This window comes from Ferdinandcohnia sp. Marseille-Q9671 (genome assembly GCF_976954385.1).
In genome coordinates, this window is the sequence record NZ_CDRJTA010000001.1 from 665365 (window position 1) to 684122 (window position 18758).

17 protein-coding genes and 2 rRNA genes are annotated in these 18758 nt (G+C 40.1%); 3 read left to right on the forward strand and 16 right to left on the reverse strand.

The annotated features are described in order from the left end of the window. Nucleotides 1–4 precede the first annotated feature (4 nt). The 11 genes from spoIIIAF to ACWNMY_RS03590 all read right to left on the reverse strand — a co-directional run bounded on the left by spoIIIAF (nt 5) and on the right by ACWNMY_RS03590 (nt 8022). The gene (spoIIIAF, locus tag ACWNMY_RS03540; RefSeq protein WP_449538377.1) at nt 5–640 is read right to left on the reverse strand and encodes a stage III sporulation protein AF; all 636 of its coding nucleotides are present in this window, start codon (nt 638–640) and stop codon (nt 5–7) included. 34 nt (nt 641–674) lie between these two features. Then, the gene (gene spoIIIAE, locus ACWNMY_RS03545) at nt 675–1880 is read right to left on the reverse strand and encodes a stage III sporulation protein AE (RefSeq protein ID WP_449536908.1); all 1206 of its coding nucleotides are present in this window, start codon (nt 1878–1880) and stop codon (nt 675–677) included. 36 nt (nt 1881–1916) lie between these two features. Continuing rightward, nucleotides 1917–2306: a stage III sporulation protein AD gene (spoIIIAD, locus tag ACWNMY_RS03550; protein ID WP_083849220.1), complete on the reverse strand. Its 390-nt coding sequence runs from the start codon at nt 2304–2306 to the stop codon at nt 1917–1919. Nucleotides 2307–2320: 14 nt separating this feature from the next. Next, nucleotides 2321–2527 (reverse strand): stage III sporulation protein AC, encoded by a 207-nt coding sequence (spoIIIAC, locus tag ACWNMY_RS03555; protein ID WP_010284588.1) that lies wholly within the window; start codon nt 2525–2527, stop codon nt 2321–2323. Between the two features lie 15 nt (nt 2528–2542). Next, nucleotides 2543–3058, reverse strand: coding sequence for a stage III sporulation protein SpoIIIAB (gene spoIIIAB, locus ACWNMY_RS03560; RefSeq protein WP_449536909.1), 516 nt, complete (start codon nt 3056–3058; stop codon nt 2543–2545). Continuing rightward, a complete protein-coding gene (gene spoIIIAA, locus ACWNMY_RS03565) occupies nt 3059–3982 on the reverse strand; it encodes a stage III sporulation protein AA (protein ID WP_449536910.1) in 924 nt (307 codons plus the stop codon). A gap of 76 nt (nt 3983–4058) precedes the next feature. Then, a complete protein-coding gene (locus tag ACWNMY_RS03570; RefSeq protein WP_449536911.1) occupies nt 4059–4340 on the reverse strand; it encodes a YqhV family protein in 282 nt (93 codons plus the stop codon). 652 nt (nt 4341–4992) lie between these two features. Further along, complete coding sequence (efp, locus tag ACWNMY_RS03575; protein ID WP_449536912.1) at nt 4993–5550, reverse strand: elongation factor P; 558 nt, start codon at nt 5548–5550, stop codon at nt 4993–4995. A gap of 217 nt (nt 5551–5767) precedes the next feature. Further along, nucleotides 5768–6829 (reverse strand): Xaa-Pro dipeptidase, encoded by a 1062-nt coding sequence (gene pepQ, locus ACWNMY_RS03580; RefSeq protein WP_449536913.1) that lies wholly within the window; start codon nt 6827–6829, stop codon nt 5768–5770. Continuing rightward, complete coding sequence (aroQ, locus tag ACWNMY_RS03585; protein ID WP_449536914.1) at nt 6830–7270, reverse strand: type II 3-dehydroquinate dehydratase; 441 nt, start codon at nt 7268–7270, stop codon at nt 6830–6832. Between the two features lie 230 nt (nt 7271–7500). Then, on the reverse strand, nt 7501–8022 hold the full coding sequence (locus tag ACWNMY_RS03590) for a YqhR family membrane protein (RefSeq protein ID WP_449536915.1): 522 nt from the start codon (nt 8020–8022) through the stop codon (nt 7501–7503). Between the two features lie 295 nt (nt 8023–8317). Here ACWNMY_RS03590 and ACWNMY_RS03595 point away from each other — a divergent pair, with 295 nt between their 5' ends. Beyond that, a complete protein-coding gene (locus ACWNMY_RS03595; RefSeq protein ID WP_449536916.1) occupies nt 8318–8725 on the forward strand; it encodes an SA1362 family protein in 408 nt (135 codons plus the stop codon). Nucleotides 8726–8823: 98 nt separating this feature from the next. Here the strand turns inward: ACWNMY_RS03595 and ACWNMY_RS03600 are convergent, their stop codons facing one another. From ACWNMY_RS03600 to ACWNMY_RS03610, 3 genes are all read right to left on the reverse strand, one after another. After that, nucleotides 8824–9708, reverse strand: coding sequence for a patatin-like phospholipase family protein (locus tag ACWNMY_RS03600; protein ID WP_449536917.1), 885 nt, complete (start codon nt 9706–9708; stop codon nt 8824–8826). 140 nt (nt 9709–9848) lie between these two features. Then, the gene (locus tag ACWNMY_RS03605) at nt 9849–12410 is read right to left on the reverse strand and encodes a vitamin B12-dependent ribonucleotide reductase (RefSeq protein WP_449536918.1); all 2562 of its coding nucleotides are present in this window, start codon (nt 12408–12410) and stop codon (nt 9849–9851) included. 338 nt (nt 12411–12748) lie between these two features. After that, on the reverse strand, nt 12749–13585 hold the full coding sequence (locus ACWNMY_RS03610; RefSeq protein ID WP_449536919.1) for a lipoate--protein ligase family protein: 837 nt from the start codon (nt 13583–13585) through the stop codon (nt 12749–12751). A 157-nt stretch (nt 13586–13742) separates the two neighbouring features. Between ACWNMY_RS03610 and ACWNMY_RS03615 the strand changes: the two genes are divergently transcribed. Continuing rightward, nucleotides 13743–14114 (forward strand): rhodanese-like domain-containing protein, encoded by a 372-nt coding sequence (locus tag ACWNMY_RS03615; protein ID WP_449536920.1) that lies wholly within the window; start codon nt 13743–13745, stop codon nt 14112–14114. 93 nt (nt 14115–14207) lie between these two features. Next, a complete protein-coding gene (locus ACWNMY_RS03620) occupies nt 14208–15068 on the forward strand; it encodes a hypothetical protein (protein ID WP_449536921.1) in 861 nt (286 codons plus the stop codon). Nucleotides 15069–15455: 387 nt separating this feature from the next. Here the strand turns inward: ACWNMY_RS03620 and rrf are convergent. After that, nucleotides 15456–15571, reverse strand: a 5S ribosomal RNA gene (gene rrf / locus ACWNMY_RS03625). Between the two features lie 61 nt (nt 15572–15632). After that, nucleotides 15633–18566: ribosomal RNA gene (locus ACWNMY_RS03630) — 23S ribosomal RNA — on the reverse strand. Nucleotides 18567–18758 lie beyond the last annotated feature (192 nt).

Genomic DNA, 18758 nt, shown 5'->3' on the forward strand with positions numbered 1-18758 from the left:
GCGACTATTTCCCCCCTTCCACAGAGACTACAATTTTTTCTGAGTCAATTTCCCATTTCGTAGCTAATGAGTTTGTAATTGCTTTAATGTTGGTCTGATCCACTTGTTTGTACACTGGTTCAGTCTGTTTGGAGGTATCAATCTCAACAGGTTTAACTACTGGGACATCATCAGGCTCGGCTGTCTCTTCTGATAACACCACCTGAATTGACTGAATGTCATCTAAAGTAACAGTCTCCTCATTGTCAACTGTACTTGAAAGGAATACATTCACTTCTTGAACAGTTAGGTCATATTGCTTTTGCACCAACTCCTCTTCTACTTCTGATTTCAATTGGACAGCCATTGTTTCTAAAATATATGCACGATGTGAGGCTTGTATTTCTTTTTTCTTCAAATCTATTAAATTTTCTAGATTTTTTTCGCTTTGAACTGGTTTTAAGTTCATATTTAGCAAGGCTTGGTCTAGATCTGAATTAAATAGGGAGAACAAAGGAGTTAGGATAATCAATATCAATAACAACCCCGTTACCATTTTTACGTATTTTTTCATACTTGAACTTGGCAACAGCATGTCCACAATCGTTGCAAGTAAAATAAATAGAATAATATTTGTAACCCATTCTGCTATGAAACTCAGATGTCCTCACCTCCTTGGCCAAATCTACTAAAGGTTATCTAACCATTAACGTTAAGTTTCCTGCAGCAATAATGACCGTTATACTTAGGAAAAACATAAGTGATACAATGGCTAATGCTGCAAAAATATAAACGACACTTTTACTAATAATGTCTAAGCAGGCTATCACAGGCCCCCCTCCAAGTGGTTGAAGAAGTGCTGCTGCAAGCTTATAGATAATAGCTAAGGACAGTACCTTAATAGCTGGAAATGCGGCAATTAAGAGTAGAATTACAACCCCAAATATACCAACTGTGTTTTTCAAAATGACAGATGCGCTGATGACAGTATCAGTTGCATCTGTAAACATCCGACCAACGACTGGTATGAAATTCCCCGTAATAAACTTAGCTGTTCGGATTGTAATCCCATCCGCTATTGCTGTTGTCGTCCCCTGAACTGAAATAACCCCGAGAAAAATGGTAAGAAAGACCCCTATAATTCCAATACTGACATTTCGTAATAGTTTTGCGAGCTGCGTAACCTTGTACTGCTCACTTAGGGTACTTACAATACTGAGTAGAGCTGACATAAACAATAGCGGTAAAACGATATATTGAATGAGCAGACCACTTGTATTCATTAAAAATAAAATCAGGGGGTGGAAAAAGGCAGCTGACGCAATTCCACCTGAGGATGCTACCAATGCTAGTAATAATGGTACAAGTGCTAATAAAAAGCTGATCATCGTTTGAATGGCTTCCTCTGTGTACATAATCGCAACACGAAAGCTATTTAACGCAATAATAATCAACACCATATATACAATTGAATACGCAACCTTACTGACTGTACTCTTTTCAAATGAATTTTGAAGTGTTTGTAGAAACATACTGAAAACGGTGAGCATGATGAGGGTACTTAGGAGTTTTCCGTTTGCGATTACTTCATGGAATACAAATTTAACAAGTCCAAGCAGCCATTCTTTTAGTGAGAGCTCTTTCTCACCACGGATGAAATCTAGTAAACTACCCTTTTGACTTTCTGGTAAATATCCTCCATATTCCGTGACAATCTCATCCCAATATTGTTTCACCTCGTCGATTCCGAGGGTTTCTAGCTGCTCCTCAACTTGATCTTGAATTTGATTCTCGATAACATCTTGTTGTTGTTGTTGTGAGGGTGAGGCTTGTACAATTTGAGGTAAGGAAAAAAAGAAAAGAAAAAGAATAAAGAATGTAAATCTCTTAGTACCATTCACGCCAATCACCCCCATAGTAAACGACTTCATTTAGATTTAACTTGGAATTAGTCCAATAATGGTTTCGATTAGAACTGTTAAAATTGGAATTGCCATTGCTAAAATTAATATTTTTCCTCCGAGTTCAATCTTTGAGGCAATCGACCCTTGACCTGCATCTTTTGTAATCTGTGCTCCAAATTCAGCTATGTATGCAATTCCGATAATTTTAAGAATGGTTTCCACATACACTGTGTTCACATTTGCATTGATGGCAACCTTCTCAAGCATTCGAATAATATCTGATATTTCCCCAACTAAAAACAGAAAAATCACACAGCCAATAAAAACGACAAGCATAAAGGCAAAGGTTGGTTTTTGTTCTTTTACAATGAGTGCTAGAAAGGTTCCAATTAAACCTAATCCAACGATTTGTATAATCTCAATCGCTCATCCCCTCCTTAGCCCTGAAAGAGGAACACTGCTTTAATCTTTTTAAAAAGATCCTCTACAATTGTTGCAACCATGAACAAGATATATATGAAGCCCAGCAGAGTTACCCATTGGGCGTATTCCTTTTTACCCATCTGATCTAGGATTGTATGGAGGAAAGCAACCACAATTCCTACACCGGCTATTTGAAAAATAATATTTACATCCACTCCCATTTGCCTCTTCTCCCCCTAAATCAATAAAATGACTACTAATAAACCTGATAAAAAGCCTAAGCTTTTCACCATTTTTTCATAGCGATATTGTCTCTCTCTGGCTTCATTTTCTTCCCGTTCAAGGTGTGTAAGTGCTAATAAAATATGTTTCTGTTGTGAGGTTCGATCATGCTGTCCAAGCGTCTCACCAAACTGTTGGAGAATTTCAATTTCTCCCTTGTGAAAAGCTGTTAGCTTGGACACCTCCTGTAAACTTTCATCCCAAGCAACCTTTACACTTACCTCCCCTGTCTGTAGCCTCTTCGCAAAGTTCTCAAAAAAGTAAGAAACCGGCTTAGGTATTTGCCTAGACAGATGGGTGGCAACATCAATTAGAGGAACATGTCCATACATAATTTCAGCTTCAAGTGATTGTAGAGCTGTCTTTAGCATTCTTAACTGTCGGGGACGTTCACTTAACTTCCGTGCCGCCTCAAACCCTATCCAAGTTGTCGCGAGTAAAATTAAAACGGCTCCAATGATCTTTATCATTTACGTCACGCTCACTTTTGATAAAAGTTGCTTTCCAGTTGGACCGAGAATGGACTTAATCGTGCCTGGGCCTTTTGTCCGTGATAGCTCTACAAATCTCTCAATAACTCCAGCTTTAACAATTCGTTCAAGTGACGGTCGCTTTAAGAGGTCTGAAACCTGGTGTCCATGAGCGGTTACTATAAGGCTAACACCAGCATTCACAGCCTCCATGATAGCTTGGCTATCTTCTTCTCTACCAATCTCATCTACAATTAGCACGTCCGGACTCATCGAACGAATCATCATCATCATGCCTTCTGCCTTTGGACAAGCATCCAGTACATCGACTCTAGGACCTAAGGAAGCCTGTGGTACCCCCTTCACACAACCGGCAATTTCTGAACGTTCATCTACAATTCCAACCTTCATAGCAGGTATTCCTCGAGCTTCAACCCCTGTACTAATAAGTCTTGCGAGATCACGTAGCAAGGTCGTTTTTCCTGTTTGAGGCGGGCCAATAATGATTGTATTCTTCCAATAGGAATCATATAGATGAGTTGCAAGTGGTGTAGCAACCCCAATTTTTTGCTTGGCTATCCGAATATTGAAGGAGGTCACGTCCCTTATTGCTTTCACCTTTCCATTTTCTGTGATGACTTTCCCAGCTAGTCCAACACGATGCCCGCCCTGAATGGTAACATACCCCCGCTTAAGCTCCTCCTCTAATGTATAGATAGAGTATTGACCCAGCTTATTAAGGAGTTGAATGGCATCTTCACTAGAAATAGTATAACTATGAAAAATGGGTAAGCCATTTTCAATAATTTCAAGTGGCCTGGACACTCGTATTCGAATTTCTTCCATATTTTCGGTTCGCTCTGGAGGATACTTAGCTATTATGGTTGCGATCGATTTTGGTAGTACATCGAGTATTTCTTTCATATAGTAAACTCCTCACATTAACTCTCATAATTCAATGTATGCAGGCTTGGACACTTTATGCCTACTCATCTTATTTCTAACGGAAGATCCCATACAAAATAAAACCAACACCAAGCCCAATGAAGAGTAGCTTAGAATATGAAAGCTGATCAGCGAGTCCAATAAGCCCAATTGACATAGTAGCAATCAAAATAAGAGGTCCCACAATCGCAAGCGAAGCATTTACCGCTAACGCCTTTTTCACATCATTAAATACAAGCATTAAAATGGCTGCCGTGATTTCGAGACATCCGGATAGGATTCGCAAACCCGCCATTGTCAAAACAGATGAATCAAACGTCGAAAAAAATCGTTTCATAATTTCCTCCACCTATAAATTTTCTTTTGTACAACCTATGCTTGTTCAAAGAAATTCAGAATGGGAAAATTTGAATTAAATTTTGGTGAGGAGTGGAGTGAGGTATTGATTTTGGGATATGGATAATGTGAAACGGGGGTAGTACGGGTTAGGCGTTTTTTAATCTCTCTACTTTTTTAAACATGTTGATAGTTAGAGCTAGACTCTTTTCGGACATGCTTAGCCTTTTTCTGCTCGAGCTTGTACGGCTAAGCCCTTCTTATGGGACATGCTATCCTTTTTTCTGCTCCAGCTTGTATGGCTAGACCCTTCTTGCAGGACATGCTATCCCTTTTTCTGCTCCAGCTTGTATGGCTAGACCCTTCTTGCGGAACATGCTACCCTTTTTCTCATCCAGCATGTACGGTTAGACTCTTCTTGCGGGTCATGCTACCTCTTTTTTTCTCATCCAACATGTATGGCTAGACTCTTCTTGCAAGACATGCTACCCCTTTTTCTTCTCCAGCATGTACGGCTAGACTCTTCTTGTGGGACATGCTAGGCTTTCCTCGAACATCTACCGCTAAGCATTTCTCATTGTTCATGTCTTATTTCAATTAAATTTCCCCACAAAAAAAGAACCCACCAAAAAGTGGGTTCTACATGCTAACAATTAGGCACGAGACACATAAGATGCTTCTGTTGTATTAATGATTAATACGTCTCCTTCATTAATGAAGAATGGAACTTGTACGCTTAAACCTGTTTCAAGAATTGCTGGTTTTGTACCGCCTGAAGCTGTGTCACCTTTTATACCAGGCTCTGTTTCAGCAACCTTAAGTTCAACAGTGTTTGGAAGCTCAACACCAAGTGTTTCATTTCCGAACATCATGATATGCACTTCCATGTTTTCTTTCAAGAACTTTAACTCATATTCAATCGTTGATGCTGGAAGTTCGATTTGCTCATATGATTCATTGTCCATGAATACATGTTGGTCACCGCTTGCATATAAATACTGCATTCTGCGGTTTTCAATTTGTGCTTTCGCTACTTTTTCACCTGCGCGGAACGTTTTTTCCTGAACCGCACCAGTACGTAGATTACGTAGCTTTGAACGTACAAACGCTGCACCTTTACCTGGCTTAACGTGTTGGAAATCCATTACTCTCCAGATTCCACCGTCTACCTCAATTGTCAAACCTGTACGAAAATCGTTAACTGAAATCATCTATTGTTTCCTCCTAAAATCAAATGCGCCTTGGCGTTGTTACTCCCGATTTTTTTAGCCCCACACGATGTGGGTCACAAAGACAAAGACGTTCCCAAGGGAAGTGGTAATCATAGTCTTTAAACCTAAGCTAGAATCGAGGCACCCGTCTGAGGCTTTACCTTAATTCAGTTTGGGTTTGAATCCCAGTGAATTAAGATATCCGACAAACCAATGTCTATAGAATAATTAACTCTTTTGTAGAGAAAGAAAGAGACTCATTGCCATCTTTTGTGACAATTGTATCATCTTCAATTCTTACGCCACCTAATCCTGCTATGTAAATTCCTGGTTCAACCGTAACAATCATTCCTGGTTCAAGCACTGTATCTGAACGTACAGATAATGATGGTTGCTCATGAACTTCCATTCCTAGACCATGTCCTGTAGAATGTCCGAAATACTCACCGTAGCCTTTTTCCGTAATATAATCACGTGTTAGGGCATCCGCTTCTTTACCTGTAATACCTGCCTTAATGCCAGCCATACCGCGTAACTGTGCTTCTAAGACGATATTGTAAATGTTTTTAAGCTCATCACTTGGGTTACCAACAGCTACTGTACGTGTTATATCAGAACAATATCCTTTATAATATGCACCAAAATCAAGTGTTACAAAATCTCCTGTTTCGATCACTTTCTCACTTGCAACACCGTGTGGTAATGCAGAGCGAATGCCAGATGCCACAATCGTATCGAAAGAAGAAGATACAGCTCCTTGTTTACGCATAAAGAATTCTAACTCAGTGGATACTTCTATTTCAGTGATACCAGGTCGGATCACATTTAGAATATGTGTAAAGGCAGCGTCAGCTATCTCCGTTGCTTCCTTTAATATCTTAATCTCTGATTCTGACTTAATCAAGCGTAACTTTTCAATCGCGCCAGATACTGGGACAAGCTCTGCCTTTACTACACTTTCGTAAGCAGAATATGTAGAGAATGTAAGGTCATCCTGTTCAAATCCTAGCTTTGTTATCCCCATTTTTTCAGCTTGTTTTGCTACTTCTTCAAGAATTGGACCTGAATGCTGCACAATTTCAAACTCTTTAACTTGCTCACTAGCTTGTTCAACATATCGGAAATCCGTAATAAAAATGGCGCTATCTTCTGATATAAGTGCTACTCCAGCTGTGCCTGTAAAATTCGTTATGTACCTTCTGTTATAGCTATTTGTAACCAATAAACCATTAATACCATAATCCGAAAAACTTTCACGTAATTTCTCTAATTTACTCATCTAGTTTCCCCCCAAATGTTCTAGAATCGCTAAAAGTGCTAGAGTGTAACCGTAAACACCCAATCCCACAATTTGACCAATCGTAACAGGAGCTATTACAGACGTGTGTCTAAATTCTTCACGAGTATGAATATTTGAAATATGTATTTCGACCACTGGTACTGTAATCCCTGCTATCGCATCTCGAATCGCGTAGCTATAATGGGTAAATGCACCAGGATTCATTACTATCCCGTCGTATTCCCCTTCTGCATCATGGATCGCATCAATGATGGCACCCTCATGATTGGATTGAAAACAAACCAAATTTGCACCTTTACTTTCTGCAAACTTTGTTACATTTTCCTCCACATCCGCAAGCGTAACACTTCCGTATATATGTGGCTCCCGCATCCCGAGTCTATTTAAGTTTGGCCCGTTGATTAGGAGTATTTTTTTCATATTTAAAACTCCTTTAAAGTAGAAGTTCAAAAAGTCTGGTGAAAATGACACTTCGAATTTCTTCGTTGGCTTGCTTTTCCGTTCCTCACGTATTAAATGCATACGTTCCGGTACTCAAAACTTCGCCGCCTCGAACTTCTTCTTGGTCCTTTTCATCCTCCTATTTGAACACTCACTTAAAAATAGAATGTTCGAACAAGAACATTCTATCATAACTATTCCTATTTTACCTACTCATTTGTGGATACAGCATGCTTTGTAGTGTTCATTTCATTTTCTTCAAATGAAATGGAATACCCTATAAATACACCATAAAGGACATAAAAGCATATAGTAGTAATCACTGTATTTCTTTTTAATTCAGCGACTGTTTTAATATCTGGGAAGATTGGATTTAACACATAAAATACAATAACCCATAAAGCAATACCAAATGCTGCACCGACCCAAATAGACTGAAACTTTTTTAAAAATGCATAATATAAAAGTGCTACACCAATTGAAATAATACCTATCACAAATACCCCGATAAATTGGCCTAAAACCCGATTTTTCCATTCACCAAGAATCCATGGTTTTAGAACGAGATTTGGACTAATTTCGGTAAAATGAAAGACATAGCTTAAATAGGACAGTAAACTCCAAAATATTCCTCCGAACAACCCAATGACAACAACCTTTGTAAGAAAGGACATCTCGCCCTCTTTTTTGTTTTGTTCAAGGTTAGGATCCTTTTTCTTAGCATCTACCATTGGTAACACCTCCATTTGCTATTATGTCCAGCTTTTTCTAATCTATTTGAAAAAGATTCATGGAAAAATGTGTAGCAATGGAAATTGATGGATAGAATAGTAACTGTTTAAATGAAGTGAATAAAATAAAATTCTCATAAATTGATGTCGGTAACATGGAGGGTTATTAGCTTATCTTGTAGAATATATATAATATAAGATTTTTACAATTATCGATAAATTAAATTGAATATATGAGCAACAACGACATCACTTCATAATACAATAACAGTAATAGCTTTCAGGAGGTGTTCTCATGAATCGTCGGAAATCAAATATAGTTGTTATGATTTTACTAGGATTAGGCGCACTTGGTTTTGTATACACCCTTATTTCTAATCCAGGTTCATTACTCATGCAAGCAGGCATGATATTCCTATTCATAGGTATTATCTATCTACTATATAGGTTTGTGATTAGTCGACGTATGGGAGGAAAAGATCAATCCGCTTATTTACGCGCTGCCAAACTTTCAAAAAGACGTTTTAAAGCTGGAAGTCAGAGGAAATCTCAGATTACGAAAATAGGCAATAAAAAACCATCTGGTGCCTCCTCAAAAAAGTCAAATGTCTCATCCATTTATAAAAAACGAAAAAACAATACAACACACTTAACCGTTATTGAAGGAAAAAAGGGAAAAAAGAAGAATAGAGCATTGTTCTAACTTTATTCAGCCGGTTGCAGATTCCGGCTGAATAAAGGTACTGCTTCGACTACTTTGGAAAATAAGGCCACAAGTTAATGCCAAGCCCATTAAATAAATCAATAACCCCAGGTTCGTAAAAAAGCTTCTGCCCGCTTTCTACCTAATTCAATCAGTTCCAGTTTTTTTTCTTCCGAAACCCCAAACTCTGTTGTCAAACCACTTTCAACCGGAATAAAAATGATATTTTTCTCATGTCTCCTCGAAATATGTCGCGCATCATGAGCATTTTTCATTGTTTCAAACAACGCACCAAATAGGTCAATAGCGTTGTTTATTTTATTTCGTTGCTGTTGCTGACTATCTCCACTAAGCTTAATTCCAAGAACAGGACGTTTTTTAAGTTTCTTTTCCTCGTCAAACAACCAAATTGGAAAATTAGATAATACACCCCCATCAACTACAATCGTATTTCCTTGAACATCCTTTAAACGAACAGGCTCAAAAAAGTATGGAAGGCTGCAACTCATTCGAACGGCTCTCGCTACAGGAAATGTTGCAGGGTTAATGCCATACCGTTCTAAATCATCTGGTAAGACAATGATTCTTCCATTTGTTAAATCAGATGCAATGATTCTCAAAGAGTCATGTGGGAGGTTTTGAAACGTTACAACTCCTTTTGCACGAAGCTTCGTATAAATCCACTTTTCCAACATTTCTCCTTTATATAAACCAAGTCTCCAATATAATAGAAGCCATTTTGTCAACGCTGTATTTAGCGGAGTTTTTCGTTCATCTAAAAAGTCACTAAGGTTTAGTTCCTCCATCAGATCAATGATATCTGTACTGGTATAACCGGCAGAAATTAAAGCGGCGATCAATGAACCCGCACTGGTACCCGCAACTCTTTTAAAGGCTAATCCCTTTGCTTCAATTGCTTGATACGCACCTATAAGTGCAAACCCCTTAATCCCCCCACCTGAAAAGACGCCATCAACTAACATCCATTCCCCTCCCATTTCTTACACTTCCTCTATACATTTGTAATCCTGTAAAAAGCTATTTAGTACGATTTTAGATGGTGTTTATTTTTGAACATAAAAAAAGAAGGAATCTTTTACGATTCCTTCTTTGCGTTCGTATATTACAATCCACATTTTAGCTGTGCACCACAGTTAGTACATGTGTTACAGCCACCTAGGTCTTCTACTGTACCTTGTCGACAAACTGGGCATGTATCTCCTACTTCAGAACCGATTGTTACATCAGTTTGACGTAAATCAATTACTGTATCCATAAGAACGACACGGCTCTTTGGCTTCTCTTCTTCAGTTGATACATCAGTGTCCTCAAATGTGTTTTCCTCAGCCTTTAATGTTAGAACTTGCGCATCACGGCTGCCGTCTACATACACAGTTCCACCTTTTGCTCCACCTTTATACAGGCGCTCATATACAGCTTCTACTTGAGAAACAGTGTAGCCTCTCGGTGCGTTAACAGTTTTACTGATTGAGCTATCAATCCAACGTTGGATCACACATTGAACATCAGCGTGTGCCTCTGGGCTAAGCTCCATTGCAGAAACAAACCAGTTTGGTAGGTTGTTTGGATCTGCTTCTGGATGTTGTTCTAAATACTCTTGAACAATATCAGCTTTTACTTCAATAAATTTACCTAGACGTCCACTTCTGAAATATGAGAAGGAGAAGTAAGGTTCTAAACCTGTAGAAACGCCAACCATGGTCCCAGTGCTGCCTGTAGGAGCCACAGTTAATAAGTGTGAATTTCGAATTCCATATTCCATAATGCCATTTTTAATATCTTCTGGCATTTTTTGCATGTAACCAGTGTTTATAAGTGCTTCTCTAATACGATTTCCTTCCTCAGGTGAATTACCTTCTAAGAATGGAAAACTTCCTTTTTCTTTTGCTAGTTCGATAGAAGCACGATATGCAGTAGTTGCAATTGTTTCAAACACTTTATCAACTAACTGATTTCCTTCTTCTGAACCATACTCTGTTTCACAATAGATCAGTAAGTCATGTAGTCCCATTACACCAAGACCAACACGGCGCTCACCTAATGCTTGTTTCTTATTCGCTTCAAGGAAATAAGGAGTAGCATCAATAACGTTATCCTGCATTCTTATTCCTGTTTCAACTGTTTGCTTAAGTTTTTCAAAGTTTACAGTTTTTGTATCCTTATCAACCATTTCAGCTAGGTTAACAGCGGCAAGGTTACAAACTGAATATGGTGCCAACGGTTGCTCACCACACGGGTTTGTTGCAACAACCTTTTGACCATAGCTTTGCGCGTTAGTCATGTCATTCGCATTATCAATGAAGAAAATTCCTGGTTCTGCTGCGTAAGTTGCACAGATATTGATTAGGTTCCAAAGGTCTCTAGCTTTAATCTTTCGATAAACACGCACTTTGTGACCTAGTTTTTCCCACTCACGCACGTCCCCAACCTTGTGCCATTCTTCATTATAAATTTTCATCTCTTCTTGGTCATAGCTTTCAACATCTGGGAATCTCAGTTCATACATACCATCATTTTCAACAGCATCCATGAAATCCTTTGTAATACAAACTGAGATGTTTGCACCTGTTAAGAACTCAGGGTTATGAACACTATATGTTCCACCAGTTACTAATTTTTGCTCAGCATCTTTAATAATTTTCTCACTAAATCCACCTAAACCAGGTATCTGTTTATAATTCACAATACCTTGATACATCTGAACTTCTTGCTCAGAAAATGGTGAGAATTTTAGCTTTTCTTGAGCATATTTCTTAATCGTCTCATCTTCTGTATTTTCTATTAAGAATCGAAGTATTCTAGGGTTTTGCATCTTTGAAATAATGAATTCAATAATGTCTGGGTGATCAGACTGTAGCATAATCATTTGAGCTCCGCGTCTAGACCCACCTTGCTCTACTAGATGCGTTAATTTTGCAATGTCATCAAGCCACGAAACAGAACCTGATGATTTACCATTTACACCTCGTGCTAATGTGTTTCGTGGGCGTAATGTCGAACCATTCGTTCCTACACCACCACCACGGCTCATGATTTCCATTACTTGCTTTCGGTGCTCTGAGATTCCCTCACGTGAGTCCTGAACATACGGCATTACGTAACAGTTAAAGTACGTTACATCAGTCTCAGCACCTGCTCCGTAGAGAACACGTCCTGCCGGGATAAAGTTTAGATTAACAAGCTCTTGATAGAACTTTTCAAACCATTCCTGACGCTTCTCCTCTGTTTTTTCAACTGAAGCTAAACCAGTCGCATTTCTCTTTGCAATTTGCTCATAGAAGATTTCAAGTGGCTTCTCAATTACATCAAGCGAACGATTAACAATTCCGGTTTCAATCTCCTCGGGCTTGTCCAACACACCTCGATATTCTTCATCAACAAGTACTTGTGCGGTCTTTTGCTCCCAATCGATGTCAACGATGAAACCTAAACCACGTGCAGGAAACTTGGGATCTTCTTTAATCGTAAGAACAACGAAGTCTCCTTCAGCTAACGTAATCTTCTCAGTATCCTTGAAAGTATACCGATCGAGCATAACTAGCCTTGATACACCTTTATGAGTAATCTTCATATCCTCCGTAATTGGATGGACTTGAGGAAAAAGGCGTATATCCTGGTTCAACCTTTCAACATTAATATTCAATTTTTCTAGCACAACAGTCATTCCCACATCTCCCTTTAAATCTATTAATTCATTCTGTTATTTTTCTAATGATAAAATTAAGTTATCATATATCTATATGAAAGACAACACAAAAATCTATATATAGTACCTAAATAATTTTCGACACTACTATATATTGATTTTTAGATAAGTGAAATCTATTTTGTCAAACTGAAAATAGTATAATAAATAAAGCATACTAGAGGAAGTTCTAGGTAAACTGAAATTTTTCATCTATTTTGATGAATTTTGTCGCTTGCCTTTTTCTTTTTAAACCAAAACCTAGAAATATCAATCTTTACACTATTTGTTCATGAAAAAACGACTTAAAAAAGTCGTCATCTTTTAAAATTCCACTCATTACTTTTGTATCTTGTTTCTGCAATATTATGAACATATCTCAATTCTTCATCTGTTAATTGATATGGCTCTAGTATGATATTTAAACCTTGTTCAAACCCCTCTTTAAAAGCTTTTTTTGCTTCTTCTATCGAAACTGGGCTCTGTCTCAATGCATTAATTGCAACTGCCTTGCTTTTAAAATTTCGTTGCATCCTTTCTCTTACTCTTTCACTAGGATACTTAAAAAGGTCAAATAACTTATCCTCATCTATATCTAGTAGGATTGAACCGTGCTGTAGTATGACGCCCTTTTGTCTTGTTTGTGCACTACCAGCTACCTTTCTCCCCTCAACAACCAGCTCATACCAAGACGGTGCGTCAAAACAAACAGCAGACCTTGGATTTTTCAGCCCTTCACGCTCTTCAGCGGTTCTAGGTACAGCAAAGTATGCATCAAGTCCTAGTTTTCGAAAGCCTTGTAGAATTCCCTCAGAAATTACACGATATGCCTCTGTTACCGATTGAGGCATTTCAGGATGATCTTCTGATACAATTACACTATATGTAAGCTCCTGATCATGAAGGACTCCTCTTCCACCGGTAGGACGTCTTACAAATCCTAGTCCATACTTCTTTACTGCTTCTAGATCTATTTCCTTTTCAGCCTTTTGAAAATATCCAATTGACAGCGTTGCTGGATTCCAACCATAAAAACGGATAGTAGGTGGTATTTTCCCCTCACTATTCCAATCAAGTAAAGCCTCATCTAAGGCCATATTAAATTCGGGCGAACAATCGCCAGAATCAATAAATCTCCATATCTCTTTTTCCATACGAAACCCTCTTTGATTAAAATTAGATTTGCCTTCCTTAGTCTATCAGAACAAAAATGATTTTCAAAATCAAATACTCCAGAGAATTCCTTTGATTCTTTATAGCTACACGAATATAATAGAAAATGAGAGATAGAAAAAAAGGAGTAGATTGTTTTTGGAAATACTATTAATTGTTTTAGCTGCAGTTATAGCATATGGAGTTTTCACGTACTTCTATCAACGAAAAATAATGACTGTCTTAACTGAAGAACAGTTTCGTGAAGGATATCGTAAAGCACAATTAATCGATGTCCGTGAGCCAAATGAATTTGACGGGGGTCATATTCTAGGGGCACGTAATATACCATTATCCCAGATGAAACAGCGATTAACGGAAATCAGACCTGACAAACCAGTCTACTTATACTGCCAAAACACGGTACGTAGTGGACGAGCAGCCCAACTTCTTCGCAAAAAAGGCTACAAAGAGCTTTACCAACTTAAAGGTGGCTTTAAGAAATGGTCAGGTAAAATAAAGAAGAAATAACCTATTCCGTCTTTTGGAATAGGTTTTTTCTTACTCTTCTGCTCTTGAACCAGAATATGATAAAATATGGAAAGCAACGATCGAGGTGATATATTGAATTTTATTACCGGTTTATATCATACCATTTTCCATCCAAGACTCATCCTTATACCATTATTCATAAACGTCATATTACTCTTTATTGGTAGCCTTGGAGTATACATAGGCTTTAGCCTGCTTCCTCATCCCACAATGGAATTTCCATTGGATATGATAGCAATCTTTCCAATTGGGTTACCACTGATAGAAGATGTAAATTTTCCGTATCGTTTTATACAAACGACCGTCACCAATAATTGGCTACTGTCCATCATTGCAGGCACTTTCATATTACTTATTAAAAGCTATGCCTTAGGGATGTACTTGGGTTCGATGAAAAGCTTTTTAGAGGGACCTGATAATACATATTCGGCTTTAAAAATTGCTGCTTATTATTATAAAAATATGGTACTTTTCTCGTTAATCGAACTAATAGTAAGCGGAATTATCCTTATATTGGGCATAGTGTTTTGGCCATTGGCTCTAGTAGCAATTATCATTGTATGTTTCTATTCACTAACTCCATACCTTATTGTTATAGAAGATACAACGATCAGCCAAGCAATAACAAAATCGCCTTATCTATTTATAAAGAACTTTCAAGCCCTGATAATATTAGTACTGATACCTTTTTTCTTTCTATTATTGATGCAAATGTTTTCTTACAATGAGAAAACATTTGCTTATTATTTCGTTTTACTTCTATATAGTTTCTTAGGAACGGCTACCATTTTTGCAATCATGAATTGTTTACACAAAAGTATATTTAACATAAGCCTACCACCAAAAAGAGTTAGAAAGTCGCGAAATCTATACCCTCTTCTATGGTTAACTGCGCTACTTTTACCTTTACTTGGCGCATGGTTGGCGACTTAGCTTTATATCGTTTAGTTCTTTTGCGTTATATCATTTATCGTTTCTCGGCACTGCTTTATATCGTTTAGCTCGCTTACTATATACCATTTATCGTTTGTCTGCTTTGCTTTATATCGCTTAGACCGTTTACGATATATCATTTATCGTTTATCAGCTTTGCTTTATATCGTTTAGACCGTTTACGATATATCATTTATCGTTTATCAGCTTTGCTTTATATCGTTTAGACCGTTTACGATATATCATTTATCGTTTATCAGCTTTGCTTTATATCGTTTAGATAAATTTGCTGTGATTAAAAAATTATATTAATCAACAATCGAAACATTATAATTGATTCTAAAATATGAACAAAAAAAGATCAGCATAATAGCTGATCTTTCGTTTGCTTAGCGACGTCCTACTCTCACAGGGACAAAGTCCCAACTACCATCGGCGCTGAGAAGCTTAACTTCCGTGTTCGGTATGGGAACGGGTGTGACCTTCTCGCCATCGTCACTAAACTATATGAAGAAATATTCATTCCTTCAAAACTAGATAACTGAAACATTCATGAAGCTGTATTTGGTTAAGTCCTCGATCGATTAGTATCAGTCAGCTACACATGTCACCATGCTTACACCTCTGACCTATCAACCTCGTCATCTTCGAGGGATCTTACTAGTTTAACACTATGGGAAATCTCATCTTGAGGGGGGCTTCATGCTTAGATGCTTTCAGCACTTATCCCTTCCACACATAGCTACCCAGCGATGCCCTTGGCAGAACAACTGGTACACCAGCGGTGTGTCCATCCCGGTCCTCTCGTACTAAGGACAGCTCCTCTCAAATTTCCTACGCCCACGACGGATAGGGACCGAACTGTCTCACGACGTTCTGAACCCAGCTCGCGTACCGCTTTAATGGGCGAACAGCCCAACCCTTGGGACCGACTACAGCCCCAGGATGCGATGAGCCGACATCGAGGTGCCAAACCTCCCCGTCGATGTGGACTCTTGGGGGAGATAAGCCTGTTATCCCCGGGGTAGCTTTTATCCGTTGAGCGATGGCCCTTCCATGCGGAACCACCGGATCACTAAGCCCGACTTTCGTCCCTGCTCGACTTGTAGGTCTCGCAGTCAAGCTCCCTTGTGCCTTTACACTCTACGAATGATTTCCAACCATTCTGAGGGAACCTTTGGGCGCCTCCGTTACTTTTTAGGAGGCGACCGCCCCAGTCAAACTGCCCACCTGACACTGTCTCCAAGGCCGATAAGGCCTTCGGGTTAGAATTTCAATACAGCCAGGGTAGTATCCCACCGACGCCTCCACCGAAGCTAGCGCTCCGGCTTCCAAGGCTCCTACCTATCCTGTACAAGCTGTACCAAAATTCAATATCAGGCTGCAGTAAAGCTCCACGGGGTCTTTCCGTCCTGTCGCGGGTAACCTGCATCTTCACAGGTACTATAATTTCACCGAGTCTCTCGTTGAGACAGTGCCCAGATCGTTACACCTTTCGTGCGGGTCAGAACTTACCTGACAAGGAATTTCGCTACCTTAGGACCGTTATAGTTACGGCCGCCGTTTACTGGGGCTTCGATTCAGAGCTTCGCTTAGAGCTAACCCCTCCTCTTAACCTTCCAGCACCGGGCAGGTGTCAGCCCCTATACTTCGCCTTGCGGCTTCGCAGAGACCTGTGTTTTTGCTAAACAGTCGCCTGGGCCTATTCACTGCGGCTTTTCAGGGCTATTCACCCTAAAAAGCACCCCTTCTCCCGAAGTTACGGGGTCATTTTGCCGAGTTCCTTAACGAGAGTTCTCTCGATCACCTTAGGATTCTCTCCTCGCCTACCTGTGTCGGTTTGCGGTACGGGCACCATTTACCTCGCTAGAAGCTTTTCTTGGCAGTGTGGAATCAGGAACTTCGGTACTATATTTCCCTCGCCATCACAGCTCAACCTTCGCGGTAAGCGGATTTGCCTACTTACCAGTCTAACTGCTTGGACGCGCATATCCAACAGCGCGCTTACCCTATCCTCCTGCGTCCCTCCATCGCTCAAACGGTAAAGAGGTGGTACAGGAATATCAACCTGTTGTCCATCGCCTACGCCTTTCGGCCTCGGCTTAGGTCCCGACTAACCCTGAGCGGACGAGCCTTCCTCAGGAAACCTTAGGCATTCGGTGGAGGGGATTCTCACCCCTCTTTCGCTACTCATACCGGCATTCTCACTTCTAAGCGCTCCACCAGTCCTTCCGGTCTGACTTCGCTGCACTTAGAACGCTCTCCTACCATTGTTCGTAAGAACAATCCACAGCTTCGGTGATACGTTTAGCCCCGGTACATTTTCGGCGCAGAGTCACTCGACCAGTGAGCTATTACGCACTCTTTAAATGGTGGCTGCTTCTAAGCCAACATCCTGGTTGTCTAAGCAACTCCACATCCTTTTCCACTTAACGTATACTTTGGGACCTTAGCTGGTGGTCTGGGCTGTTTCCCTCTTGACTACGGATCTTATCACTCGCAGTCTGACTCCCGAGAATCAAGTCTTTGGCATTCGGAGTTTGACTGAATTCGGTAACCCGATGAGGGCCCCTAGTCCAATCAGTGCTCTACCTCCAAGACTCTATACTCGAGGCTAGCCCTAAAGCTATTTCGGAGAGAACCAGCTATCTCCAAGTTCGATTGGAATTTCTCCGCTACCCACACCTCATCCCCGCACTTTTCAACGTGCGTGGGTTCGGGCCTCCATTCAGTGTTACCTGAACTTCACCCTGGACATGGGTAGATCACCTGGTTTCGGGTCTACGACCACGTACTATTTCGCCCTATTCAGACTCGCTTTCGCTGCGGCTCCGTCTCTTCAACTTAACCTTGCACGGGATCGTAACTCGCCGGTTCATTCTACAAAAGGCACGCCATCACACATAAATGTGCTTTGACTACTTGTAGGCACACGGTTTCAGGTTCTATTTCACTCCCCTTCCGGGGTGCTTTTCACCTTTCCCTCACGGTACTGGTTCACTATCGGTCACTAGGGAGTATTTAGCCTTGGGAGATGGTCCTCCCAGCTTCCGACGGGATTTCTCGTGTCCCGCCGTACTCAGGATCCACTCAAGAGAGAACGAAGTTTCGACTACAGGGTTGTTACCTTCTCTGACGGACCTTTCCAGGTCGCTTCGTCTACTCCGTTCTTTTGTAACTCCGTATAGAGTGTCCTACAACCCCAAGAGGCAAGCCTCTTGGTTTGGGCTATCTTCCGTTTCGCTCGCCGCTACTCAGGAAATCGCGTTTGCTTTCTCTTCCTCCGGGTACTAAGATGTTTCAGTTCCCCGGGTCTACCTTCTCATACCCTATGAATTCAGGTATGGATACTACCCCATTACGGGCAGTGGGTTTCCCCATTCGGAAATCTTCGGATCAATGCTTACTTACAGCTCCCCGAAGCATATCGGTGTTAGTACCGTCCTTCATCGGCTCCTAGTGCCAAGGCATCCACCGTGCGCCCTTCATAACTTAACCTATTCGGCTTCGATAAGCTTCGAATCTCTTTGTCACCGCTGTCGTCATCATCCTCACGTACCCTAAAGTACGCTCCGGTGATTCCTCCATCGGTTCCTCGACCTTCTCGCTTCTCGTTCACCTTTAAGTTTTAAAGAACTTTACTTACTTCAATGAATGTTTTGTTACGTTATCTAGTTTTCAAGGAACGAG

Coding starts and splice junctions, on each gene's coding strand:
- spoIIIAC (WP_010284588.1), bottom strand. CDS start 2,527: ATGGGAGTGGATGTAAATATTATTTTTCAAATAGCCGGTGTAGGAATT.
- spoIIIAB (WP_449536909.1), bottom strand. CDS start 3,058: ATGATAAAGATCATTGGAGCCGTTTTAATTTTACTCGCGACAACTTGG.
- spoIIIAA (WP_449536910.1), bottom strand. CDS start 3,982: ATGAAAGAAATACTCGATGTACTACCAAAATCGATCGCAACCATAATA.
- ACWNMY_RS03570 (WP_449536911.1), bottom strand. CDS start 4,340: ATGAAACGATTTTTTTCGACGTTTGATTCATCTGTTTTGACAATGGCG.
- efp (WP_449536912.1), bottom strand. CDS start 5,550: ATGATTTCAGTTAACGATTTTCGTACAGGTTTGACAATTGAGGTAGAC.
- pepQ (WP_449536913.1), bottom strand. CDS start 6,829: ATGAGTAAATTAGAGAAATTACGTGAAAGTTTTTCGGATTATGGTATT.
- aroQ (WP_449536914.1), bottom strand. CDS start 7,270: ATGAAAAAAATACTCCTAATCAACGGGCCAAACTTAAATAGACTCGGG.
- ACWNMY_RS03590 (WP_449536915.1), bottom strand. CDS start 8,022: ATGGTAGATGCTAAGAAAAAGGATCCTAACCTTGAACAAAACAAAAAA.
- ACWNMY_RS03595 (WP_449536916.1), top strand. CDS start 8,318: ATGAATCGTCGGAAATCAAATATAGTTGTTATGATTTTACTAGGATTA.
- ACWNMY_RS03600 (WP_449536917.1), bottom strand. CDS start 9,708: ATGTTAGTTGATGGCGTCTTTTCAGGTGGGGGGATTAAGGGGTTTGCA.
- ACWNMY_RS03605 (WP_449536918.1), bottom strand. CDS start 12,410: ATGACTGTTGTGCTAGAAAAATTGAATATTAATGTTGAAAGGTTGAAC.
- ACWNMY_RS03610 (WP_449536919.1), bottom strand. CDS start 13,585: ATGGAAAAAGAGATATGGAGATTTATTGATTCTGGCGATTGTTCGCCC.